Annotated in this window: 16 protein-coding genes and 1 riboswitch; of the genes, 5 read left to right on the forward strand and 11 right to left on the reverse strand. The window is 49.1% G+C overall.

Features of this window, described 5'->3' with window-relative positions; genetic code table 11:
• Positions 1-374: 374 nt before the first annotated feature.
• Positions 375-1,199, forward strand: coding sequence for a sporulation protein (locus tag PaeBR_RS23705; protein WP_410512876.1), 825 nt, complete (start codon positions 375-377; stop codon positions 1,197-1,199).
• A gap of 63 nt (positions 1,200-1,262) precedes the next feature.
• Here PaeBR_RS23705 and PaeBR_RS23710 read toward each other — a convergent pair whose 3' ends face one another.
• On the reverse strand, positions 1,263-2,627 hold the full coding sequence (locus tag PaeBR_RS23710; RefSeq protein ID WP_410512877.1) for an amino acid permease: 1,365 nt from the start codon (positions 2,625-2,627) through the stop codon (positions 1,263-1,265).
• A 138-nt stretch (positions 2,628-2,765) separates the two neighbouring features.
• Positions 2,766-2,845: riboswitch (glycine riboswitch) on the reverse strand.
• Between the two features lie 363 nt (positions 2,846-3,208).
• Here PaeBR_RS23710 and PaeBR_RS23715 point away from each other — a divergent pair.
• Both PaeBR_RS23715 and PaeBR_RS23720 read left to right on the forward strand, forming a co-directional pair.
• The gene (locus PaeBR_RS23715) at positions 3,209-3,478 is read left to right on the forward strand and encodes a PadR family transcriptional regulator (RefSeq protein ID WP_410512878.1); all 270 of its coding nucleotides are present in this window, start codon (positions 3,209-3,211) and stop codon (positions 3,476-3,478) included.
• A gap of 55 nt (positions 3,479-3,533) precedes the next feature.
• Positions 3,534-4,052 carry a DUF2812 domain-containing protein gene (locus PaeBR_RS23720; protein WP_410512879.1) on the forward strand — a complete coding sequence of 173 codons (519 nt, stop codon included), beginning with the start codon at positions 3,534-3,536 and terminating at the stop codon, positions 4,050-4,052.
• A gap of 285 nt (positions 4,053-4,337) precedes the next feature.
• On the opposite strand, the gene PaeBR_RS23725 is transcribed toward PaeBR_RS23720, so the two are convergent.
• The 3 genes from PaeBR_RS23725 to PaeBR_RS23735 form a co-directional block, all read right to left on the reverse strand.
• Complete coding sequence (locus PaeBR_RS23725; RefSeq protein WP_410515294.1) at positions 4,338-5,303, reverse strand: IS701 family transposase; 966 nt, start codon at positions 5,301-5,303, stop codon at positions 4,338-4,340.
• 390 nt (positions 5,304-5,693) lie between these two features.
• A complete protein-coding gene (locus tag PaeBR_RS23730; protein ID WP_410512880.1) occupies positions 5,694-6,188 on the reverse strand; it encodes a hypothetical protein in 495 nt (164 codons plus the stop codon).
• A 222-nt stretch (positions 6,189-6,410) separates the two neighbouring features.
• A complete protein-coding gene (locus tag PaeBR_RS23735; RefSeq protein ID WP_410512881.1) occupies positions 6,411-6,869 on the reverse strand; it encodes an Lrp/AsnC family transcriptional regulator in 459 nt (152 codons plus the stop codon).
• A gap of 177 nt (positions 6,870-7,046) precedes the next feature.
• Here PaeBR_RS23735 and PaeBR_RS23740 point away from each other — a divergent pair, with 177 nt between their 5' ends.
• Together PaeBR_RS23740 and PaeBR_RS23745 are read left to right on the forward strand one after the other, a co-directional pair.
• Positions 7,047-8,219 carry a serine hydrolase domain-containing protein gene (locus PaeBR_RS23740; protein WP_410512882.1) on the forward strand — a complete coding sequence of 391 codons (1,173 nt, stop codon included), beginning with the start codon at positions 7,047-7,049 and terminating at the stop codon, positions 8,217-8,219.
• A gap of 23 nt (positions 8,220-8,242) precedes the next feature.
• Positions 8,243-9,448 carry an MFS transporter gene (locus PaeBR_RS23745; RefSeq protein ID WP_410512883.1) on the forward strand — a complete coding sequence of 402 codons (1,206 nt, stop codon included), beginning with the start codon at positions 8,243-8,245 and terminating at the stop codon, positions 9,446-9,448.
• Between the two features lie 166 nt (positions 9,449-9,614).
• Here PaeBR_RS23745 and rlmH read toward each other — a convergent pair whose 3' ends face one another.
• The 7 genes from rlmH to PaeBR_RS23780 form a co-directional block, all read right to left on the reverse strand.
• The gene (gene rlmH, locus PaeBR_RS23750; RefSeq protein WP_410512884.1) at positions 9,615-10,094 is read right to left on the reverse strand and encodes a 23S rRNA (pseudouridine(1915)-N(3))-methyltransferase RlmH; all 480 of its coding nucleotides are present in this window, start codon (positions 10,092-10,094) and stop codon (positions 9,615-9,617) included.
• An 88-nt stretch (positions 10,095-10,182) separates the two neighbouring features.
• Positions 10,183-11,022, reverse strand: coding sequence for an EcsC family protein (locus tag PaeBR_RS23755; protein ID WP_410512885.1), 840 nt, complete (start codon positions 11,020-11,022; stop codon positions 10,183-10,185).
• Positions 11,023-11,240: 218 nt separating this feature from the next.
• On the reverse strand, positions 11,241-11,408 hold the full coding sequence (locus tag PaeBR_RS23760; RefSeq protein WP_410512886.1) for a CxxH/CxxC protein: 168 nt from the start codon (positions 11,406-11,408) through the stop codon (positions 11,241-11,243).
• A 150-nt stretch (positions 11,409-11,558) separates the two neighbouring features.
• Complete coding sequence (gene cydC / locus PaeBR_RS23765) at positions 11,559-13,358, reverse strand: thiol reductant ABC exporter subunit CydC (RefSeq protein WP_410512887.1); 1,800 nt, start codon at positions 13,356-13,358, stop codon at positions 11,559-11,561.
• Positions 13,355-15,118, reverse strand: coding sequence for a thiol reductant ABC exporter subunit CydD (gene cydD, locus PaeBR_RS23770; protein WP_410512888.1), 1,764 nt, complete (start codon positions 15,116-15,118; stop codon positions 13,355-13,357). Before cydD ends, cydC begins: the two co-directional genes overlap by 4 nt.
• Positions 15,118-16,134 carry a cytochrome d ubiquinol oxidase subunit II gene (cydB, locus tag PaeBR_RS23775; protein WP_410512889.1) on the reverse strand — a complete coding sequence of 339 codons (1,017 nt, stop codon included), beginning with the start codon at positions 16,132-16,134 and terminating at the stop codon, positions 15,118-15,120. Before cydB ends, cydD begins: the two co-directional genes overlap by 1 nt.
• Complete coding sequence (locus PaeBR_RS23780) at positions 16,121-17,524, reverse strand: cytochrome ubiquinol oxidase subunit I (protein WP_410512890.1); 1,404 nt, start codon at positions 17,522-17,524, stop codon at positions 16,121-16,123. The genes cydB and PaeBR_RS23780 overlap by 14 nt, the downstream gene beginning before the upstream one ends.
• Positions 17,525-17,695: the final 171 nt, after the last annotated feature.

Here is a 17,695-nt window from a genome sequence, read left to right on the forward strand (position 1 = left end):
AGTCGCCGCTTACAACTAAGTTCACTAAAGCCGTGGATTTCCCGTGTTAAGGGTTTTGATTGTACCGTTACCCTTTGACTATTCTTCCCAAAGACCTTTAAGTCATTATCTTTTCTTTTTTAGCTTGTCCGACTATAATATTCCACCTCGGGGTTGAAAAATACTGTCTCATTTCATTTATTATTATATATAAAGAACACCCTAATCAGATCTATGCTTCCTGCCATATTTTTAGCCAGCATATATGCGTGACTAAGAAAAGCCAGAGTTGGTCCCGAAATACTGGGAGCTACCACGGTCATTGAATTGAGCGATATCCTCTCGATGCTGTCAAACGGGGCAGTCCCTAACAATTGAAACCTCAGATATTATCTATGCGTATGATGGGGTATGTAACGAAAAGAGAGGGGATATTTACATTGTCCATGTTCAAACGTATGCTGGCGAGCGCCGGAATTGGTGCCGCCAAGGTTAATCTTATGCTTCATGAAGATACGGTGAGCGCTGGGGATATCATCAGCGGTGTCGTCCGGATCGAAGGTGGCCGCGTGGATCAGGAGGTCGATGACGTTTACGCTTTTGTCAAAACGCATTATGTGAAGGAACATAATAATTCAAAGACAAATGTGGAAGCAACTTTGGCCAAATTTCTGCTCGCTGAGAAGTTCACCGCAGAGGCGGACAAAGTCTATGAATTCCCCGTCTCCTTTCAGATTCCGGCTTTTACCCCGGTGACAACGGGCAGAACACCCGTGTGGATCCACACCGGCCTTGATATCAAGGAAGCGCTTGATCCGACAGATGAGGATCGTCTTCAAGTCATGCCACATCCGCATTCTGCTATTATTCTAGATGCAGTCAATCAGCTCGGATTCAGACTTCGTGAGGTAAGCTGTGAGCATGCGCCTCATTACGGCAAAATAAACGGGCTGCCTTTTGTCCAGGAGTTTGAGTTTGTCCCTACCTCCATGTTCCGCGGCCAACTGGACGAACTCGAATTCATCTTTTATCCGGATGAGAATGGCGTCAGCTTGCTGATGCAGGTCGACCGTAAGGCACGCGGGCTCGCCGGCCTGTTCGCCGAAGCGCTTGATGCAGATGAGCGTTTTGTAAGACTGCGTTTTGACCGCAGCGACCTTGCTGCAGGAGTACATCACATCGCCGATCAACTGGCTGCTACGATTCGCAGATACGCCTGAGGCTTGGTATAATCCATTAAATAGAATGGCGGCACAAGGAGTTAATCCCTGTACCGCCATTTTTCATGCTGCTTTTTTCTCTTCTTTCCCCTTCTTGCTTCCGAATGAATAGAGCACCAATAATAGAATAAACCACAGAGGTGTGAACAATAAGGCCGGACGTGTATCTTTTGCGAACAGCATAATGATGAGAATTCCGGCAAACAACGTTAAGACCACATAGTTAATAAATGGTGTAAAAGGGGCTTTGAATTTGGATTTAGCCTGTAATTCCGGCCGGGTCTTCTTATACTTGATATGGCATACGAGAACGACCCCCCACACCCAGATGAAACAAATTGCACTGATGGTGGTCACGATGCCAAAAGCCTGCCCCGGAATGATTTTACTCAAGAGCGCTCCCACGGATATGACCAGTGTGGAAATGAACAACGAGTTCCCTGGTACATGGTTTTTGTTCAGTTTGGCAAAATGAGGTGGCGCCTGATCTTTCTTGCTTAAGCTATAGAGAATCCGGCTTGTGGAGAACATCCCGCTGTTACAAGCGGAAGCGGCAGAAGTTAATACGACAAAATTAATAATCCCTGCGGCGATCGGAATCCCTACTAAACTAAATGTTTTAACAAAAGGACTCTCTGACGGATTGAGCTCCGTCCATGGGTTAATGCATAGCAGGACGAACAGCGCGCCAACGTAGAAAAATAGAATTCTTAGAGGAATTTTATTAATAGCCGATGGAATATTTTTTTCGGGATCCGCTGTTTCCGCTGCCGATACACCCACTAATTCCACACCGACGTAGGCGAATACAACCATTTGAAAGGAGAGTAAAAAGCCTGTAATTCCGTTCGGGAAAACTCCCCCATGCTCCCAAAGGTTCTTGACCGTCACAGTTCCTGCATCCGTCTTTAATCCCATCACCAGCAAAACGACCCCGGTGCCAATCAATGCGAGAATCGTGATAACTTTGATTAAAGCAAACCAAAATTCGAGTTCTCCGAAATTTTTCACATTTAATAGATTGAATCCCAATAGAATGATTAAGCAGACGATGGCAGGTACCCACTGCGGGATATCAAACCAATACTGTACATATACGCCGACCGCAATAACATCAGCCATAGCTGTCATGATCCAACAAAACCAATACGTCCAACCGGTTATGAATGCGGCCCGGGATCCAAGATAGTCTTCGGCAATATCCGTAAAAGATTGATAACCCGCTTTAGACAACAGGAGTTCTCCTAGCGCTCTCATTACAAAAAACACGGCGATACCCACGATCAAATACGTAATCATGATAGATGGTCCTGCCTGTTGGATCGCTCTACCCGAACCTAAGAATAATCCCGTACCAATGGTGCCGCCGATGGCGATGAGTTGAACATGCCGGTTTGCCAGCTCTCTTTTTAATTCTTGTTGTGCCATTACCTAGTTCCCCCTTCTGAATGCAAAACGTTAATGCCAATAAAAAAAAGAGATTGGATGTCATCCAATCTCCCGGTTCATAAGAATATTAAATAGTACTTGCCCTGCTAATAACGATCAGCATGACAAATAAATATTCAGTACTCTTCTGTCCTTTTGCCTGAGATTGTGAACCCTTCGGCGCCGCGGTTTCCCGCAGTCTCTCCAGAAGCTGCTCCTGCTATAGTGTGATCCATAGCAATCATAGCTTGCGAATTATGAAGTTAATGAAGCGGTGTTGCCTTTTGTATTTTAACATATTACTTGCGATGTGAGTATTGGGGCAGTGATATAAGTCTCTTTTTTTCAAACCACTTTTTGGGATCGGCAAATGAATTCGTAAAAATTGCCGTTACTTGTGGTAGGGCTCACCGTGCTGTCTACAACGGCGAGTTTAATGAAGGGTAGTCCATGAATATATAGGACTATCCTTTTTTTATTCCTTACAGCAAACCAAACGAGACCTATGGACAGATGGTTGAGCCGAAAATCTGTTTATTCACTTGACGGATATATCAATGATGGATATAGGAGGTAACACAGTGGCTAGAACAAGCCCCTACGAATCTGGTGAGCTTACAGAAAGTATCTTTCTGATTTTGTTGGCAACACTTGAGCCGATACATGGCTATAGAATTATGCAAGTCATTCAAGATATGACTGAGGGCAACGTCGATATCGGCCCAGCAACGATGTATACAACACTTAGAAAGTTAAAGAATGCCGGTTGGATTGCGGAAACTAGTGAGGAAGATTCGAAAATTTCATATCAAATCAGAGACGAAGATAATACTCCTCGAAAATTTCAATAGAAGAATAAGTATAGTTGAAATTGCCAAAAAGCATTTCATTAAGGAGGGTAAATAAATGGCTAAATATCGTATGAGCGGCGGATTGGCAATGGCACCGGTGAGCGATATGAATTTGCTTAAAAAAATGAGTCAAAAGGGCTGGCATGTAACCGGGATGAGGGGCATTTTCTACCGCTTCGAAAAAGGTCTGCCGCATGACTTTGATTATTCCTTGAACTTGGAGGAGCGCATAAATCCTGAAATGATGTCTTTTTACGAAGCCAGCGGATGGACACCCATTGTAGCCGAGAGCGGATATCAGATTTTTAGAGCAAAGGCAGGCTCATCTCCCATATTCAGCGATTCGGAATCCGAAATAGAGCTTCTTAGCAGGAACAGACAACAATATGGCAAGTGGTCCTTGGTTCCGATGAGTTTAATGATAGTCTTCATTATTGTAGCCAACTGGATTGAATGGGACACTTTTATTTTTACCGGGCTGGGGCTATTCATGTTTGTGTGTTTTATTTTTACGTTCCTCCCGTTCATCGGATTTAGCATATCATTGCATAGGAGGAAACGGCAGCAAGGTTAAACAATAGGCGGCAAGCTGTTGGGCCACCCTTTGCAGGAGGCCCCTTCCTTACATTAGCTTATTTTTTACACATTTGATGATTATCGTTGGAGGACTTAATCATGCCTTCATTCCCAAATATTCCATTTTTGGATATACAAGCGGACGAACACGTGGGATTTGCAGGCGGCAGAAAGAAGACACTGCTCCAGCTTTCGAACAGTTTTTTAATAACTTGAGTCTTGCAAAAACACAGATCGTCTAGCCCCAAAGGGCATACTGGTAGCGTGAAGCCAAAAATGGTGTTCAGGCGGTGAGCTTCAACCGTTTCAAAACATCGAAAAGTGGTGTTTTCGCCAATGCCTGCTCGTACACATACACGACCAGTTGTCCAAAGTAATCTTGGCGAATCCGTCTTACGACATCTCCAAACGTTAATTGGGCGTTCGTTTTTGACCATTCATAGCGCTGCAGTTCGACGAAGTTTTGTGTCAAAAATTGAATCACCCAAAACCGCTCGATCGCTTGAAACGACCACAATTGGTAGTGGTCAAAGCCCATTAAATCCTTGAAGTAACGATAGCCGGTCTCGATGTGCCAGCGTACATCATAATAGCGCAGGATGGTCACGACATCCAGACTCTTATCCGTACACAGAATAAAGAAAGGGTTCTTACCGGACTCATACGTGTTCTCCCAAGACATCAGGACGTTGACATTCTCGATATCAGCCACAGGGCCTTCGTATTGGTAAATCCAGTACGTCTCTCGATTCTCCGTGGTAACGGAACGAAGATCAGACTTTCGGACGTACTGGGAGGTAAAATCTGCTAACGATATCCGAATACCCGCAGGAGCGATCAAACGGTTGCTTTTGAGAGCCGCGATAATGTGAAATCCCTTGGCATTACAGGCGTTGACGATTTTCTCGCTCGTATACCAGCTGTCCATCAGTACGTAAACGAGCTCATCATCAGAGGCCGGATAATCCTCGATCATTTGGATGGCCAAGTCATTTTTGCTTTTGAACGGAAGATTATGCTTCTCGCAGTATTCCTTCCGAAAGTAGGGACGGAAATCCCAAGACAGGGAGAAGCCATCGGTCACCAGATGAGACGTGACGAGGCAATGCGACCATTGGCTTTTGCCATCGTCGTGAGCAAAATGAAAGTCCAAGCCTTCCATTCGTTTGGTGCTCTTGTCTTTCTTGCAACTGGTATCATCAATGATGAAGAAACCAGGGTTCGCGTGTCTCCTTTGTTCCGGCGTGATCGACGAATCCGCTCAATTAGAAATTGTATACGCCGCCGCTGAACACGGTTCTTGCACCAGGTGGATTCTTTTAGAAAACGAGTGATACAACTAAGATCCCGGTATTGTCCGGTCTGCTTTCGGATCGAAGTGATCGTTTTGCGTCCTTCTCATAACAGGATGCCGTGCATCAATGAAATCAAATGATTACGTTGCGGACGAAACAGCATCAATTGAAGAGATAAAATGAACTTGACGAGGGGCATGTACGAGGTTACCATATTCCTAGACATCTCCTTTTGGGAATTTGTGGGCGTGGTAACCAACAATTTCTCCAAATCCGGTAGATGTCCTTTTTATTTTTGCACCTTCGACAAAGGTTCTGATTTATCGTCAATTGATCTTATGGATTTACAACAAGTTTTTTGCATAACTCAAGTTAATAAGCTTGGGTCTCCCTGAAGGACAGATCGAGAGCAGATTGATTAGTAATCGACACCGTGATTCAGTGGAACAATTACTATATTTCCATTGATTGACGTTGATCCCTTCGGCTACAAGTATTCCGTGTCTCGCTGTTGTACTATTGTCTGGACTGCTTTCGATTTCCCCTAGTTCCTTAGAAAGATCAGCCAATACCCACTCAATAGACAGGTCGTTTTTTATCGCATATTCAAGTATAGTTATCATTCCAGCGACAAGTTCTCTTCGATACTGCTTCAAATACTGAACGTAATCGCTAAGAACCTCACGCCTTCCTTCCATCAAATCCACTGTATATGTATTGCCTAGAGCAAAGATCCTGAAGTCGTCTATTATATACTTCTCATTTTCCTCAACCCCTTTCATCCAAGAAAGGTTTGTGTACTTCTTAATGCAATCTCTTGATGCTTTATATTGTTTCAATTTTTGATAAGCAACCCCCTTGCAGAGTTGTGAATATTCAATGTAGTAAATCAAAGGTCTGTTATGATTGTTACAAAAATAGGAACTTACTGTTAGTTTCCCAGTAGAGCATCGCAAAGAGCCGACCTCAAATGGATCGGCTCTTTGTCTAGGCGTTGACATTTTCAAATTGGAGTAGAGTATCCATACAGCAGCATGTGGACCCGCAATTGTATCTCAATCTTAACTCATCAGATTTACACTTGCTTCTTCAAGGGAAGGAATTAGAAACTTATGATCAATAGGCGATGACATCACGATCAGGATCGTATATGTCCCATATTTGTCACACTGGTTCCCGAATGCCTCAAGTCCCTGAGTAGAGTCGGACATGACTTTTAACAGATAATTATGCTCTCCACTGATGCGATAGCATTCAACGACATCGGGATGGGCACGGCAGAAATCAAGGAAGGCATGACATTCTCTGGAGTGGAACAGCATGTAGGCAGCGGCCTGTTTTCCGATTTTTTCGGGGGAAATAATAGTCCGGTACTCCTTGATCACCCCTTTTTCCTCCATGCGCTTCACTCTTTCCGTTACTGCGGGCTGGGACAATCCGACGCTTTTCCCCAGTTCCGTCATGGAAATTCTCGCCTGGCTTTGAAGATGGAACAAGATTTGCTTATCAATAAGGTCCATTTTAGACCACTCCTTTAATTCTAAGTTTTATGGTTTGAAATACCTTGCTTTTAAATGTATTAAGTGGATTTTATCTTTATTGGCTTATGTAATCAAGTTAACTTATTTTATATAATGTACCAACAATAGTAAAGCGGAGCCAATTACTGCTTTAACTATAACGAAAGGATGTTGAGTATGCAGTATTCAAATATCATTAACCCGGACCATCTGCCGGAGCGCATCGATAACGTATTAGACCAGACATTAGCCGACAAGCGTCTGGTAGGGGCTGTCATCAAGGTAGCATTAGATGGGAAGATCATATATAGCCGCGCTGCCGGTTTTGCGAGCCGCGAGCTGAACCAGCCCATGCGGGAGGACACCTTGTTCCGGCTCGCATCGGTTTCCAAGCCCATTACCTCTGCGGCTGCTCTGGTTCTGGTGGCGCAAGGTCGCCTGAAGCTGACTGACCGCGTGGACCGCTGGCTGCCGGAGTTTCAGCCACGTCTGAAGAACGGTGAACCCGCGGTGGTGACAATCCGTCACTTAATGACCCACACCGCTGGTCTGACCTATCGTTTCTTTCAGGAAGATCACGGCTCCTATGAGCAGGCCGGGGTATCTGATGGTATGGACCAGTCCAGCATCACGCTTGAAGAGAACCTAAGACGTATCGCCTCTGCCCCGCTCCTCTATACGCCAGGCACCATGTGGAGATATTCTATCGCAACAGATGTGCTGGGGGCTGTGATTGCAAGTGTCACCGAAACCACACTCAGCGAAGCCATCCATTCACTCGTGACCCAGCCGCTCGGCATGAGTGACACCGGCTTTGTTGCCGCAGACCCGCAGCGGCTGACCACTGCTTACGCCGATGACATTCCCGGGCTGCGGCCTTTAAGCAATCCGGACAGTCTTGCATTTGTGGAAGGCACGGCAGGCTTCCGCCTTGCCCCCGACAGGGCGCTCGACCCTGCCGCTTATCCTTCCGGGGGAGCCGGTATGGTAGGCAGCGCCGGGGACTTCATGCAGCTGCTGGAAACCTTGCGCAAGGGTGGAGCACCTCTGCTACCGGAAACCCTGGTCCGCGAAATGACCACCAATCAGATTGGTGATCTGCCCATGCCCTTCTGGCCAGGGCGAGGTTTTGGCCTGGGGATCACGGTGCTTAAAGACCCTATTGCCGCAGACACTGCGGAATCCCCTGGTACATGGCGCATGGGCGGCACTTATGGTCATTCATGGTTCGTTGATCCCAAGCAGCGGCTAAGCGTGGTCGCCTTCACCAATACCGCGCTGGAAGGGATGTCCGGTCCGTTTACAGTAGACCTGTGCAATGCCGTCTACGGCAGATTGGGCAAATCATGAACGACACAAGGGAGGGGTTCGAAATGAGCAGCAGCACAGCTTCTTCTTCACAGCAAGTCTCCCGTGCTTCTGCCTCCGGGCGCCTTCCCTGGGCCGGATTGCTTGCTCTGGCTATGACGGGGTTCATCTGTATCCTTACCGAAACGATTCCCGCCGGATTATTGCTCCAGATCAGTAAGGGGCTTGGCGTGACGGAGGCCATGGCGGGTCAGCTAGTTACCCTGTATGCCCTGGGCTCGCTACTCGCCGCAATTCCTTTGACCACCGCAACACGCGGGTGGAGACGGCGTCCCTTGCTGCTGATATGCATCCTTGGGTTCCTAGTATTCAATACCGTCACTACGTTCTCTTCGAGCTATACCCTAACGCTTGTAGTTCGTTTCTTCGCGGGCGTATCCGCAGGTGTCCTATGGGGAATGATCGCAGGCTATGCCCGCCGCATGGTGCCTGAGCAGTTGAAGGGGCGCGCTATGGCCGTTGCCATGGTAGGAACGCCTCTTGCGCTGGCGCTCGGTGTTCCTGTCGGAACCCTTTTGGGTGACCTTGCCGGCTGGCGCAATGTCTTCGGAATCCTGTCGCTGCTCGCTCTTCTGCTGACCGTTTGGGTACTCTGGAAGCTGCCGGACTATCCGGGAGAGGCCGCAGACAGACGGCTCCCACTCCACAAGGTCTTCGCTATCCCGGGAGTGCGGCCGATATTGTTTGTCGTACTGGCCTGGGTACTGGCCCACAACATCCTGTATACCTATATTGCACCGTACCTTACCCAGGCCGGGCTTGCCGGGCGTGTGGACTTAGTGCTTCTAATCTTCGGCGTTACAGCGCTGCTTGGCATCTGGTTGACCGGGGTCTGGATTGACCGCCACCTGAGACTGCTGGTTCTGATCAGCCTCACTGCATTCGCCTTGGCGGCTATCCTGTTGGGTCTAGGCAGCAGCCAACCATTCGTGATCTATCTGGTGGTTGCCGTGTGGGGCTTAACATTCGGAGGAGCGGCGACGCTGTTGCAAACAGCAATTGCTGTAGCTGGAGGGGCAAGTGCGGATGTGGCTCAATCGATGCTTGTGACAGCATGGAATCTGGCCATTGGCGGTGGCGGTGTGGCCGGTGGAATTCTTCTCGAAACAACGGGTGTCATGTCGTTCCCGTGGGCGTTGAGTGTCCTGTTAGCCTTTGCGTTTCTGGCGGCCTGGCGCAGCAAGTCACACGGATTTCCTTCTGGAAAGTGAAATGAACAGCAAAGGGGCGTCCCATGAATAGGACAGCCCCTTGTTGGTTTCTCAATTCCGGCAAATGGACGGGGCTTTTACTATATCCGGACACAAGTACCCTTCTCATCTCACCATCGTATATTTCAATCAATGCCCCACAAGGAATACCGCAAGAAACTTGCCCCTACTTATGATACGGTTCACCGCGATTTATCTTCACCGCGCGATAAATCTGCTCGGTGAGGACCAGGCGCATGAGCTGGTGGGGCAGCGTCATGCGCCCGAAGCTCATGCGCTGCTGCGCGCGGCGCATGACGTCATCGGAGAGCCCGTGGCTCCCTCCGATGACGAAGACGACATGGCTCGTCCCGTAGGTGCCGAGCCGGTCAATTTCTGCGGCAAGCTCTTCCGAGCTCCATAGCTTGCCGTCGATCGCGAGCGCAATAACATGCGCCTCGCTCTTCACATGCGCGAGGATCCGTTCGCCCTCGCGCGCTTTAACCAACCCTACCTCTGCTTCGCTCAGAGAGTCGGGTGCCTTCTCATCCGCCACCTCAATAACTTGGAACTTGAGGTATGGCGTAAGCCGTTTGGCATACTCTGCGATGCCGTCGATCAAATACTTTTCCTTCAATTTGCCTACGCCGATAATTTGAATTAACATACATGCCCCCACTTGATTAACTTTATATTATTGTTCCGTTACAGTTTTTCGTTACAGTGTTCTCTTACGGTTACCTTAATGTTTTATCCTACTCCACGCTCTTCCCCAGCCGCTCCAAAATCCTTCTTTTACGATACAGCATATGTGCGGTCTCCGCGACCTCCTCCAGCGCTTTTCGGTTCGTATAAGCGCCGAAAAACATTCCCGCTACCGGAATGGCCTGCAGCATTTTCTTCAGACCCCAGTTGTCGCGGTAGACGGTAATGACCTCTCGCCAGCCTTGTATTTTTGAGATAGCTGCATTTGTACCTGCCGAGATATCACCGTCTCCACCGGTCTGCAAATTCAGCTCTTCAAGGATCGCCCGCTTGCCCACGATGTCCGACATGGCAAACTGCATAACCTTCACTGTAAATATTCTTTCCGTTTTATCTGTAGGATCATAACCATAACATAGGCCAATCTCCTGAATAACCTTCAAAGATAAGCCCAGGGTAGCCGGAATATCGGCAGCAAGGGTGAACAAACCGCCAATGCCCGTGGTTGCTCCCTGTGCGGTTGCAAACTTCCGGCGGCTCCGCGATAGCTGAAGCGAGGCGGAGTCCATAACAGACAGAGGATATGGTCCTAAATCCGGTCCTCCAGCAGCTTGGCTGTGGGCAGCCATAAGAGACCCCACTTTTCGCCCGGCTACCAGATAATTGCCGCCGTTTTGGATGTATCCGCCCAGCTCGTCCAATAGCAGACCTATTTTGTCGCTGATGAATTTAGGCGTAATCTTGTCGAGCAGCTTGAACGGGAGGCGGGTTATGCGGTCCCAGATCATTAATTGGTTCTGCTCCTTCTCCCACCTTGTTACCTCGGCAAGTTCTGCACGCAGCTGTGCTGGTGTCTCCAAATGTGCGGCCGTATCAATGGTTTTCGTCATATGAATACCTCCTGGTCTGGTCTGTTTTTCTTCAATGATTTCCGAACCGATGTTATTGTTAATTACCCAATTGGCAGCCTATCCAAAGATAGAAAAAGCACCCGCAATTTACACGGATGCATGAGATTCCGCAGAATCTTGAGACTTGTACGCCAAAAACCTCTATAAACAACAAAAGGACGTAGGCCACGTCCCTTTACATTATCATCTCATAGTAGTCAGACCACCAGATACTCCGCATTTTTATCACATTCCGCGCACTTCGCCGGCGGGTCCCAGTCAGAGAACTCTGTCTCCTTCAAATCCACAATGTCGGGTGCATCCTCATACTCGTCCACAAACATATCAATGGCCAATTCCACATGTTCCTTACACACTACATACATTCAACCAAGCATCCCTTTCTGTGCCGCTGCGGCGTAATACTCCTTCTATTGTTCTACCACACTTCCATGGAAAAGGAAACTCCCCTCTATAACAGGCTGCACAAAAAGACTCCTCCACCCCGATCCAGGGGCCGAAGGAGTCTTGCATATTTACTCACCCAGAAATGCCTCCGGACGATCCAGCTCATACAATCTGCGATACCTCGGCTCCCGTTCCATCAGCTCGGCATGTGTGCCGCGAATTTCCACAGCTCCATTTTCCATGAAAATAACTTCGTCCATCTGCTCCGCACCCACGAGATGGTGGGTTACCCAAACCAGTGTTTTACCAGCCATCGCTGCAAAAATCGTACTCAGCAGCTCACGCTCTGTCCGCGGGTCCAGCCCTACCGTTGGCTCGTCCAGCACAACAATAGGGGTCTTCTGCAGCAGGATACGGGCCAGCGCAATCCGCTGCCGTTCCCCGCCGGAAAAACGTTGTCCCGCTTCACGCACCGGTGTGTTGTAGCCCTCCGGCAGTGAGGAGATCAGCGTATCCAGCCTCGCCAGCATCCCAGCTTCCTTGACGTCTTCGGCCGAAGCCTCAGGGTCACCCAGACGGATATTATTGGCTACCGTAGTATCGAACAAATGCGGACTCTGGTTCAGCACCGAAATAATCGCAGGAATTTTGTCACCATAAGCGGCAGCGTCGATTCCATTAATAACAGCCGATCCGGCGGAAGGCTTAATCACACCTTGGATGACCTTCAAAAGCGTGGATTTACCGGCACCGCTGCGGCCGATGATGGCGATTTTTTTACCCTGCGGAATGTCGAGGGTCAGATCACGGATCGACCAGTCTTCACTTGTACCATAACGGTATCCGGCATTTTTCAACTGAATGTGAGTGCCTTGTGTATGCATAGCCGCCACAGCCGCTTCAATGGTTTCACTGCGGACTCCATTAACCGTTTCCGTTTCTATTGGCAGCCGCGCCGCTTCCGTTCCATTCCTCTTATCCGCCTCCACACCCGACAGACGCTCCAGTGAGTTGCGGTACTGCGGAATCTTCTCTACGGCATCCGAAACCGGCAGAAAAGCATCCGCCACCGGAAATACAACCAAGACAAAAGCCGCAATCAGCGTACCTGCAATGGCTCCGTCTGCGTACTCTCCCGCAGCCCAGTATAGCAGCGAAATTACGCCGATACCGACAATCGCCTGCCCGATGAACATGCGCAGTCGTGCCCAGCTGCGCAGGGCAGCATCGGTACGGGCTACCATTTTCTCATCGGCATCATAAGTCTCCACGAACTGGCTTTGCCGTCCGCTGATCACCCAATCGCCCATGCCGAGCACGGCGTCCGTCAGCTTTTGATAGAGGCGGTTTCGCTCCTGCTTCACTTCCCGCTGACGTTTTTGCGTAATCAGCAGTGAAATAAGCGGCAGCACCACAACCAGCACAAGAATATACAGCGCCATCAGCAGCGCAAAGGCAATATCGAACGTCCCCAGCGAAATGACCGCAGCGGCATAAATCAGCAGCGCGATCACGCTTGGAAATACAGTGCGCAGATATACATTTTGCAAATATTCAATGTCGTCGGCAAGCATGCCGAGAATATCTCCTGTACGGAAACGCGACGATAGGAACAGCGCCTGCGGCTCCAGTATGTTGTACAGACGGACACGCATTTTGGAGAGAATACGAAGGATCGTATCATGCCCCACCAGTCGCTCCACATAGTGGATGACGGCCCGGCTCGTCCCGAACGTGCGAACTCCAACAATCGGCACATAGATCATTAAGATATTTTCAGGCGGTATGGACGCTTTCGAGATTAGAAACCCAGACGTATACATCAGTGAAGAGGCCGAAAAAACAGTCAACGCCCCCAGCGCGATAATAAGCACAAAACGCCAGAAATACGACGATACATAAGGAGCAAACCATCCTTCACGTTTCAATGGATTCCCTCCAATTGTGCTTGAATCAGCTCATAATATGCACCCTTGCGGGCGATTAGCTCCCGGTGGGTACCGATCTCCGCGACTTGTCCCTGCTGCATCACAATAATGAGATCCATATCAATCATCCAATGCAGGCGGTGCGTAGCTAGAAAGACAAGCTTCCCTGCAAAAAGCGGCAGCATCGTTTCCTTCAGCTCATACTCCGTCTCAATATCGAGATGAGCTGTCGGCTCGTCCAGCAGCATAATCGGACGGCTGCTAAGCAGGGCACGGGCCAACGCAACGCGCTGCTCCTGTCCACCGCTTAGCGAGCGGCCGCCGCCGCCGATCATTTCATCCAGTTCATTCGGCAGTGAGGCCACCAGCCGCGATAATCCGGCTGCATCCACCACTCTGCCAACGTCCTCTGTAGAAGCTTCCGGATAATAAAAACGCACATTATCCGCCAGCGTACCGCTGAAGATATACGGCCTCTGCGGGATATAGGAGGTTTGCTTCCGCCAGGCCTCATCCGTCAAGCCGCTGACAGTCACCCCGTTGACCGTAATGCTTCCCGATGTAGGGTGCAAGAAGCCGCCGAGCAGATCCACCAAAGTGGATTTACCCGCGCCGCTCTCCCCGATAATGCCGATTTTGCCGTAACCTTTGAATTGCAGGCGAACGCCTTCCAGCGACGAAAGGCCGCCTTCTTCATATTTTACGCCGACTTCATTCAGCGAAAGCACGCTGTCTTTGTGCCACACAAACACAGACTCCGGAGGTCGTGCCAAATCAGAGCTCTCCTTACCGTCCTTCTCCAGCACCACAGCCTTCACCGTATCCCGGTCAATGATGCTCTTCATCGCCTCACCCGCTTCCTTCCCATCCAGCGTAGCATGGAAATCCGCACCCACAAGCCTTACCGGCAGGAAATATTCCGGCGCAAGGATCAGAATCGTCAGACCGGTAACCAGCGTCATCTGTTCGTTAACAAGCCGCACTCCCAAGCTGACAGCTACAGAAGCCACTGACAGCATGGTGAAAAAGTCCAGCGCAAATGAAGATAGGAACGCCACGCGCAGCGTCCGCATGGTAGCCGACCGGTAACGGTCGCTTACTTCGGCAATGCTCTTGCTATGGCTGCGGCTGCGCCCCAGAAATTTCAGCGTTTCCAGTCCGCGCAGCGAATCGACAAAGTGATTGGACAATGTGCGGTAAGATTTCAGCTGGCGATCCATCTGCTTGCGCGCAGTCATCCCGATCAGGATCATAAAGACAATAATAATCGGCATTGTTACCGTAAGGATAATGCCGCTCATGGTATCTTGAGTATAGACATAGAACAGCAGCAGGACAGGTGTAACCGACATCCCTACCATCCGTGGAATAATCAGCTCCAGGTACGTGCGGAATTTCGTAACACCTTCCAATACAAGCGTAACCAGATTCCCGGTTCCTCGGTCGACAGCCATGCGGGGTCCCAGCTGGAACAGCTTGTCCATCATTTCCTTTCGCATACTGCTGCCTGTCGCTTCCGCAAAGCGGTAAGAGACACGGCTCATCAGCATTGCACACGCATGGCGTACAAGAAACGCAAGAAGGAACAACAGCGCAGTGCCCCATTGTTCCTTCAGCGGTTCTCCCGCAAACAGCGCAGAGATGACTTCTGCCAGCCCTTTCGCCAGCAGAAGAATGGACAGGCTTTGCACCAGGGTAAGGAAGCCCACGATCAGGAAGACCGGCTTTACTCCTTTATACCCAAGCAAATTTTTATCCATTAATATTCAAGATGCTCCTTCTCGTGAACACGTTTGTGAAAGATAAAGTAACTCCAGATCTGATATCCCAGTACGAACGGCAGCAGCGACAGCGCGACAATCGTCATTACTTTCAGTGAATAGGGCCCTGAGGCCGCATTCGTGATGGTCAGATTAAAGGCTTGATCAATCGAGCTGATCATCACCCGAGGGAACAGCCCGATGAAGATCGAGGCTACCGACAGGGCCATCACGGCTCCGGTCATTCCAAAGGCGAGACTATCCTTCTTCTTCGTCATGAAATAGCCTGCAAGGACGTAAGCAATAATACCCAATAGTACTACAATCAGAAGCAGCGTACCACGTACTTCAAATACATCTGTCATGAAATAAGTCATGATCACAAAAGCAAACAATAATGTGGCCAGCGGAAGCAGCAATTTCTGAGCCAGCTTGCGCGCCCGTACCTGCAGGTCGCCAATCGTACGAAGGGTGGTGAACATAAGTCCGTGAACCAGGCATAGCAGGACTACCGTTACACCCGCTACTACTGTGTACACATTGACAATATCCGTAAATCCTGCGTACATCTCCATATCCGCATCAATCGGCAAACCTTTGATGAAGCTTGCGAAGACAACAGCCAGCAAGAACGGCGGCAGGAAGCTGCCGAAGAAGATGCAGGCATCCCAGGTTCTTTTCCAGGCCAGCGAATCTCGTTTGCCTCTGAATTCAAAGGCTACACCGCGGGCAATCAGAGCCAGCAAGGCGAATACAAAAGGAATATAAAATCCGCTGAACAGCGTTGCATACCAGTTAGGGAAGGCGGCGAACATCGCGCCTGCACCCGTCAGCAGCCATACCTCATTAGCATCCCAGAAGGGTCCGATCGAGTTGATCAGAACCCGGCGCTCCGTATCATTCTTGGCCAGGAACTGTGTTTCCATCCCTACGCCAAAGTCGAAGCCCTCCAGAAAGAAAAATCCTATAAAAAGCACCGCAATCAGCACAAACCACAATTCATTAAGAGATAGCATGGAATCCCTCCTTGTTATATGGATCATGCGATTCGCCGTGATCGTTGTCCATGTTATAAGGGCCTTTGCGGATGACTTTGATGAACAAGCCAACCAGCACTGCTCCAAGTATTGCGTAAATAGCGGTAAAAGCAATTACCGAGAAGAGCACCTGACCGCTCGTTACATTAGGCGATACACTGTCCTTCGTCTGCATCAGACCGAAGACGGTCCAAGGCTGGCGCCCGAATTCTGTCATCACCCAACCCGCCGTATTGGCAATAGGAGGAAGCAGCAAGCCCCAGAACATCAACCGCATAAACCAGGTGTTCGGACGGTCCATTTGTTTGCGCCACATGAGATACACTGCATACATAGTAAGCAGAATCATCGCCGTACCTGCCAAAATCATAATCCGGAAACTCCAGAATGTCGTTCTTACCGGCGGGATATAATCCCCGGGACCGTATTTCTGCTCATACTCCGCCTGCAGCTCATTCATCCCTTTAACTTCACCGGAAAATTTACTATAGGAGAGGAAGCTGAGCAAATAAGGAACTTTGAATTCCCCGGTACTCATTTTATTCTCCGAATCAATATTCGCCCACACTGTCCAAGGCGCAGGGTCGCCGCTCTTCCCCCACAGACCTTCGGAAGCCGCCATCTTCATCGGCTGGGTTATGACCAAGTACTGTGCCTGCGTATGTCCGCTGGCAGCTACACCAATAGAGGAAATAACGCCTACAATGGCCGCAATTTGAAACGATTTCTTAAAAAAAGAAATATCCTGCTTCTTGAGCAGCTTATATGCACTGATGCCCGTTACAAGAAACGCGCCTGTTGCATAGGCAGCGAGTACAGTATGCGGAAATTCCACCAGCAGTTGTCCGTTAGTAATCAGAGCCAAGAAATCATTCATTTCTGCCCGGCCATTATTCATCGCAAAGCCTACAGGATGCTGCATAAAGGAATTGGCCGCCAGAATCCAGAATGCGGATAACATGGTGCCGAGCGCCACCATCCAGATGGACAGCAGATGAATTTTTTTGGACACCTTGTCCCAGCCAAAAATCCACAAGCCGATAAACGTTGATTCCAGGAAAAAAGCCAGCAGCGCTTCAATCGCAAGCGGAGCCCCGAATACATCACCGACAAAGCGTGAGTAGTCGGACCAGTTCATGCCGAACTGAAATTCCTGCAAGATCCCTGTCACTACGCCTACTGCAAAGTTAATGAGGAACAGCTTGCCCCAGAACTGTGCCATTCTCTTGTACTCTTCATTGCCTTTTCTTACATACATAGTCTCCATAATTGCAATCAAGAGCGCCAGGCCGATCGATACCGGCACAAAGAAATAATGAAAAATCGTCGTTGACGCAAATTGAATACGCGACAGCATCACTGTATCCATATTTCTCCCCTTCCTTCTCCCTAATTCGTAATCCTATTTTGTCAAAAATTTAAAAATAAAAGTGTGACATTTATCACATACAACATCTGATTTCGGGGTGAAAAATAATAATTTTGTGACAAAAGTCACAATTCGACAGAAAAATCGCAAAAAAATAAGACGGTTTAACCG

The sequence above is a fragment of the Paenibacillus sp. BR2-3 genome, from assembly GCF_046529485.1.
In the GTDB taxonomy this organism is placed as follows: Bacteria; Bacillota; Bacilli; order Paenibacillales; family Paenibacillaceae; genus Paenibacillus_AQ.

Excerpts from the sequence above, each read along its gene's own strand:
- PaeBR_RS23720 (WP_410512879.1), top strand. The coding sequence starts at position 3,534 with ATGGCTAAATATCGTATGAGCGGCGGATTGGCAATGGCACCGGTGAGC.
- PaeBR_RS23705 (WP_410512876.1), top strand. The coding sequence starts at position 375 with ATGCGTATGATGGGGTATGTAACGAAAAGAGAGGGGATATTTACATTG.
- cydD (WP_410512888.1), bottom strand. The coding sequence starts at position 15,118 with ATGGATAAAAATTTGCTTGGGTATAAAGGAGTAAAGCCGGTCTTCCTG.
- PaeBR_RS23760 (WP_410512886.1), bottom strand. The coding sequence starts at position 11,408 with ATGTATGTAGTGTGTAAGGAACATGTGGAATTGGCCATTGATATGTTT.
- cydB (WP_410512889.1), bottom strand. The coding sequence starts at position 16,134 with ATGCTATCTCTTAATGAATTGTGGTTTGTGCTGATTGCGGTGCTTTTT.
- PaeBR_RS23755 (WP_410512885.1), bottom strand. The coding sequence starts at position 11,022 with ATGACGAAAACCATTGATACGGCCGCACATTTGGAGACACCAGCACAG.
- PaeBR_RS23745 (WP_410512883.1), top strand. The coding sequence starts at position 8,243 with ATGAGCAGCAGCACAGCTTCTTCTTCACAGCAAGTCTCCCGTGCTTCT.
- rlmH (WP_410512884.1), bottom strand. The coding sequence starts at position 10,094 with ATGTTAATTCAAATTATCGGCGTAGGCAAATTGAAGGAAAAGTATTTG.
- PaeBR_RS23780 (WP_410512890.1), bottom strand. The coding sequence starts at position 17,524 with ATGGATACAGTGATGCTGTCGCGTATTCAATTTGCGTCAACGACGATT.
- PaeBR_RS23740 (WP_410512882.1), top strand. The coding sequence starts at position 7,047 with ATGCAGTATTCAAATATCATTAACCCGGACCATCTGCCGGAGCGCATC.
- PaeBR_RS23735 (WP_410512881.1), bottom strand. The coding sequence starts at position 6,869 with ATGGACCTTATTGATAAGCAAATCTTGTTCCATCTTCAAAGCCAGGCG.
- PaeBR_RS23710 (WP_410512877.1), bottom strand. The coding sequence starts at position 2,627 with ATGGCACAACAAGAATTAAAAAGAGAGCTGGCAAACCGGCATGTTCAA.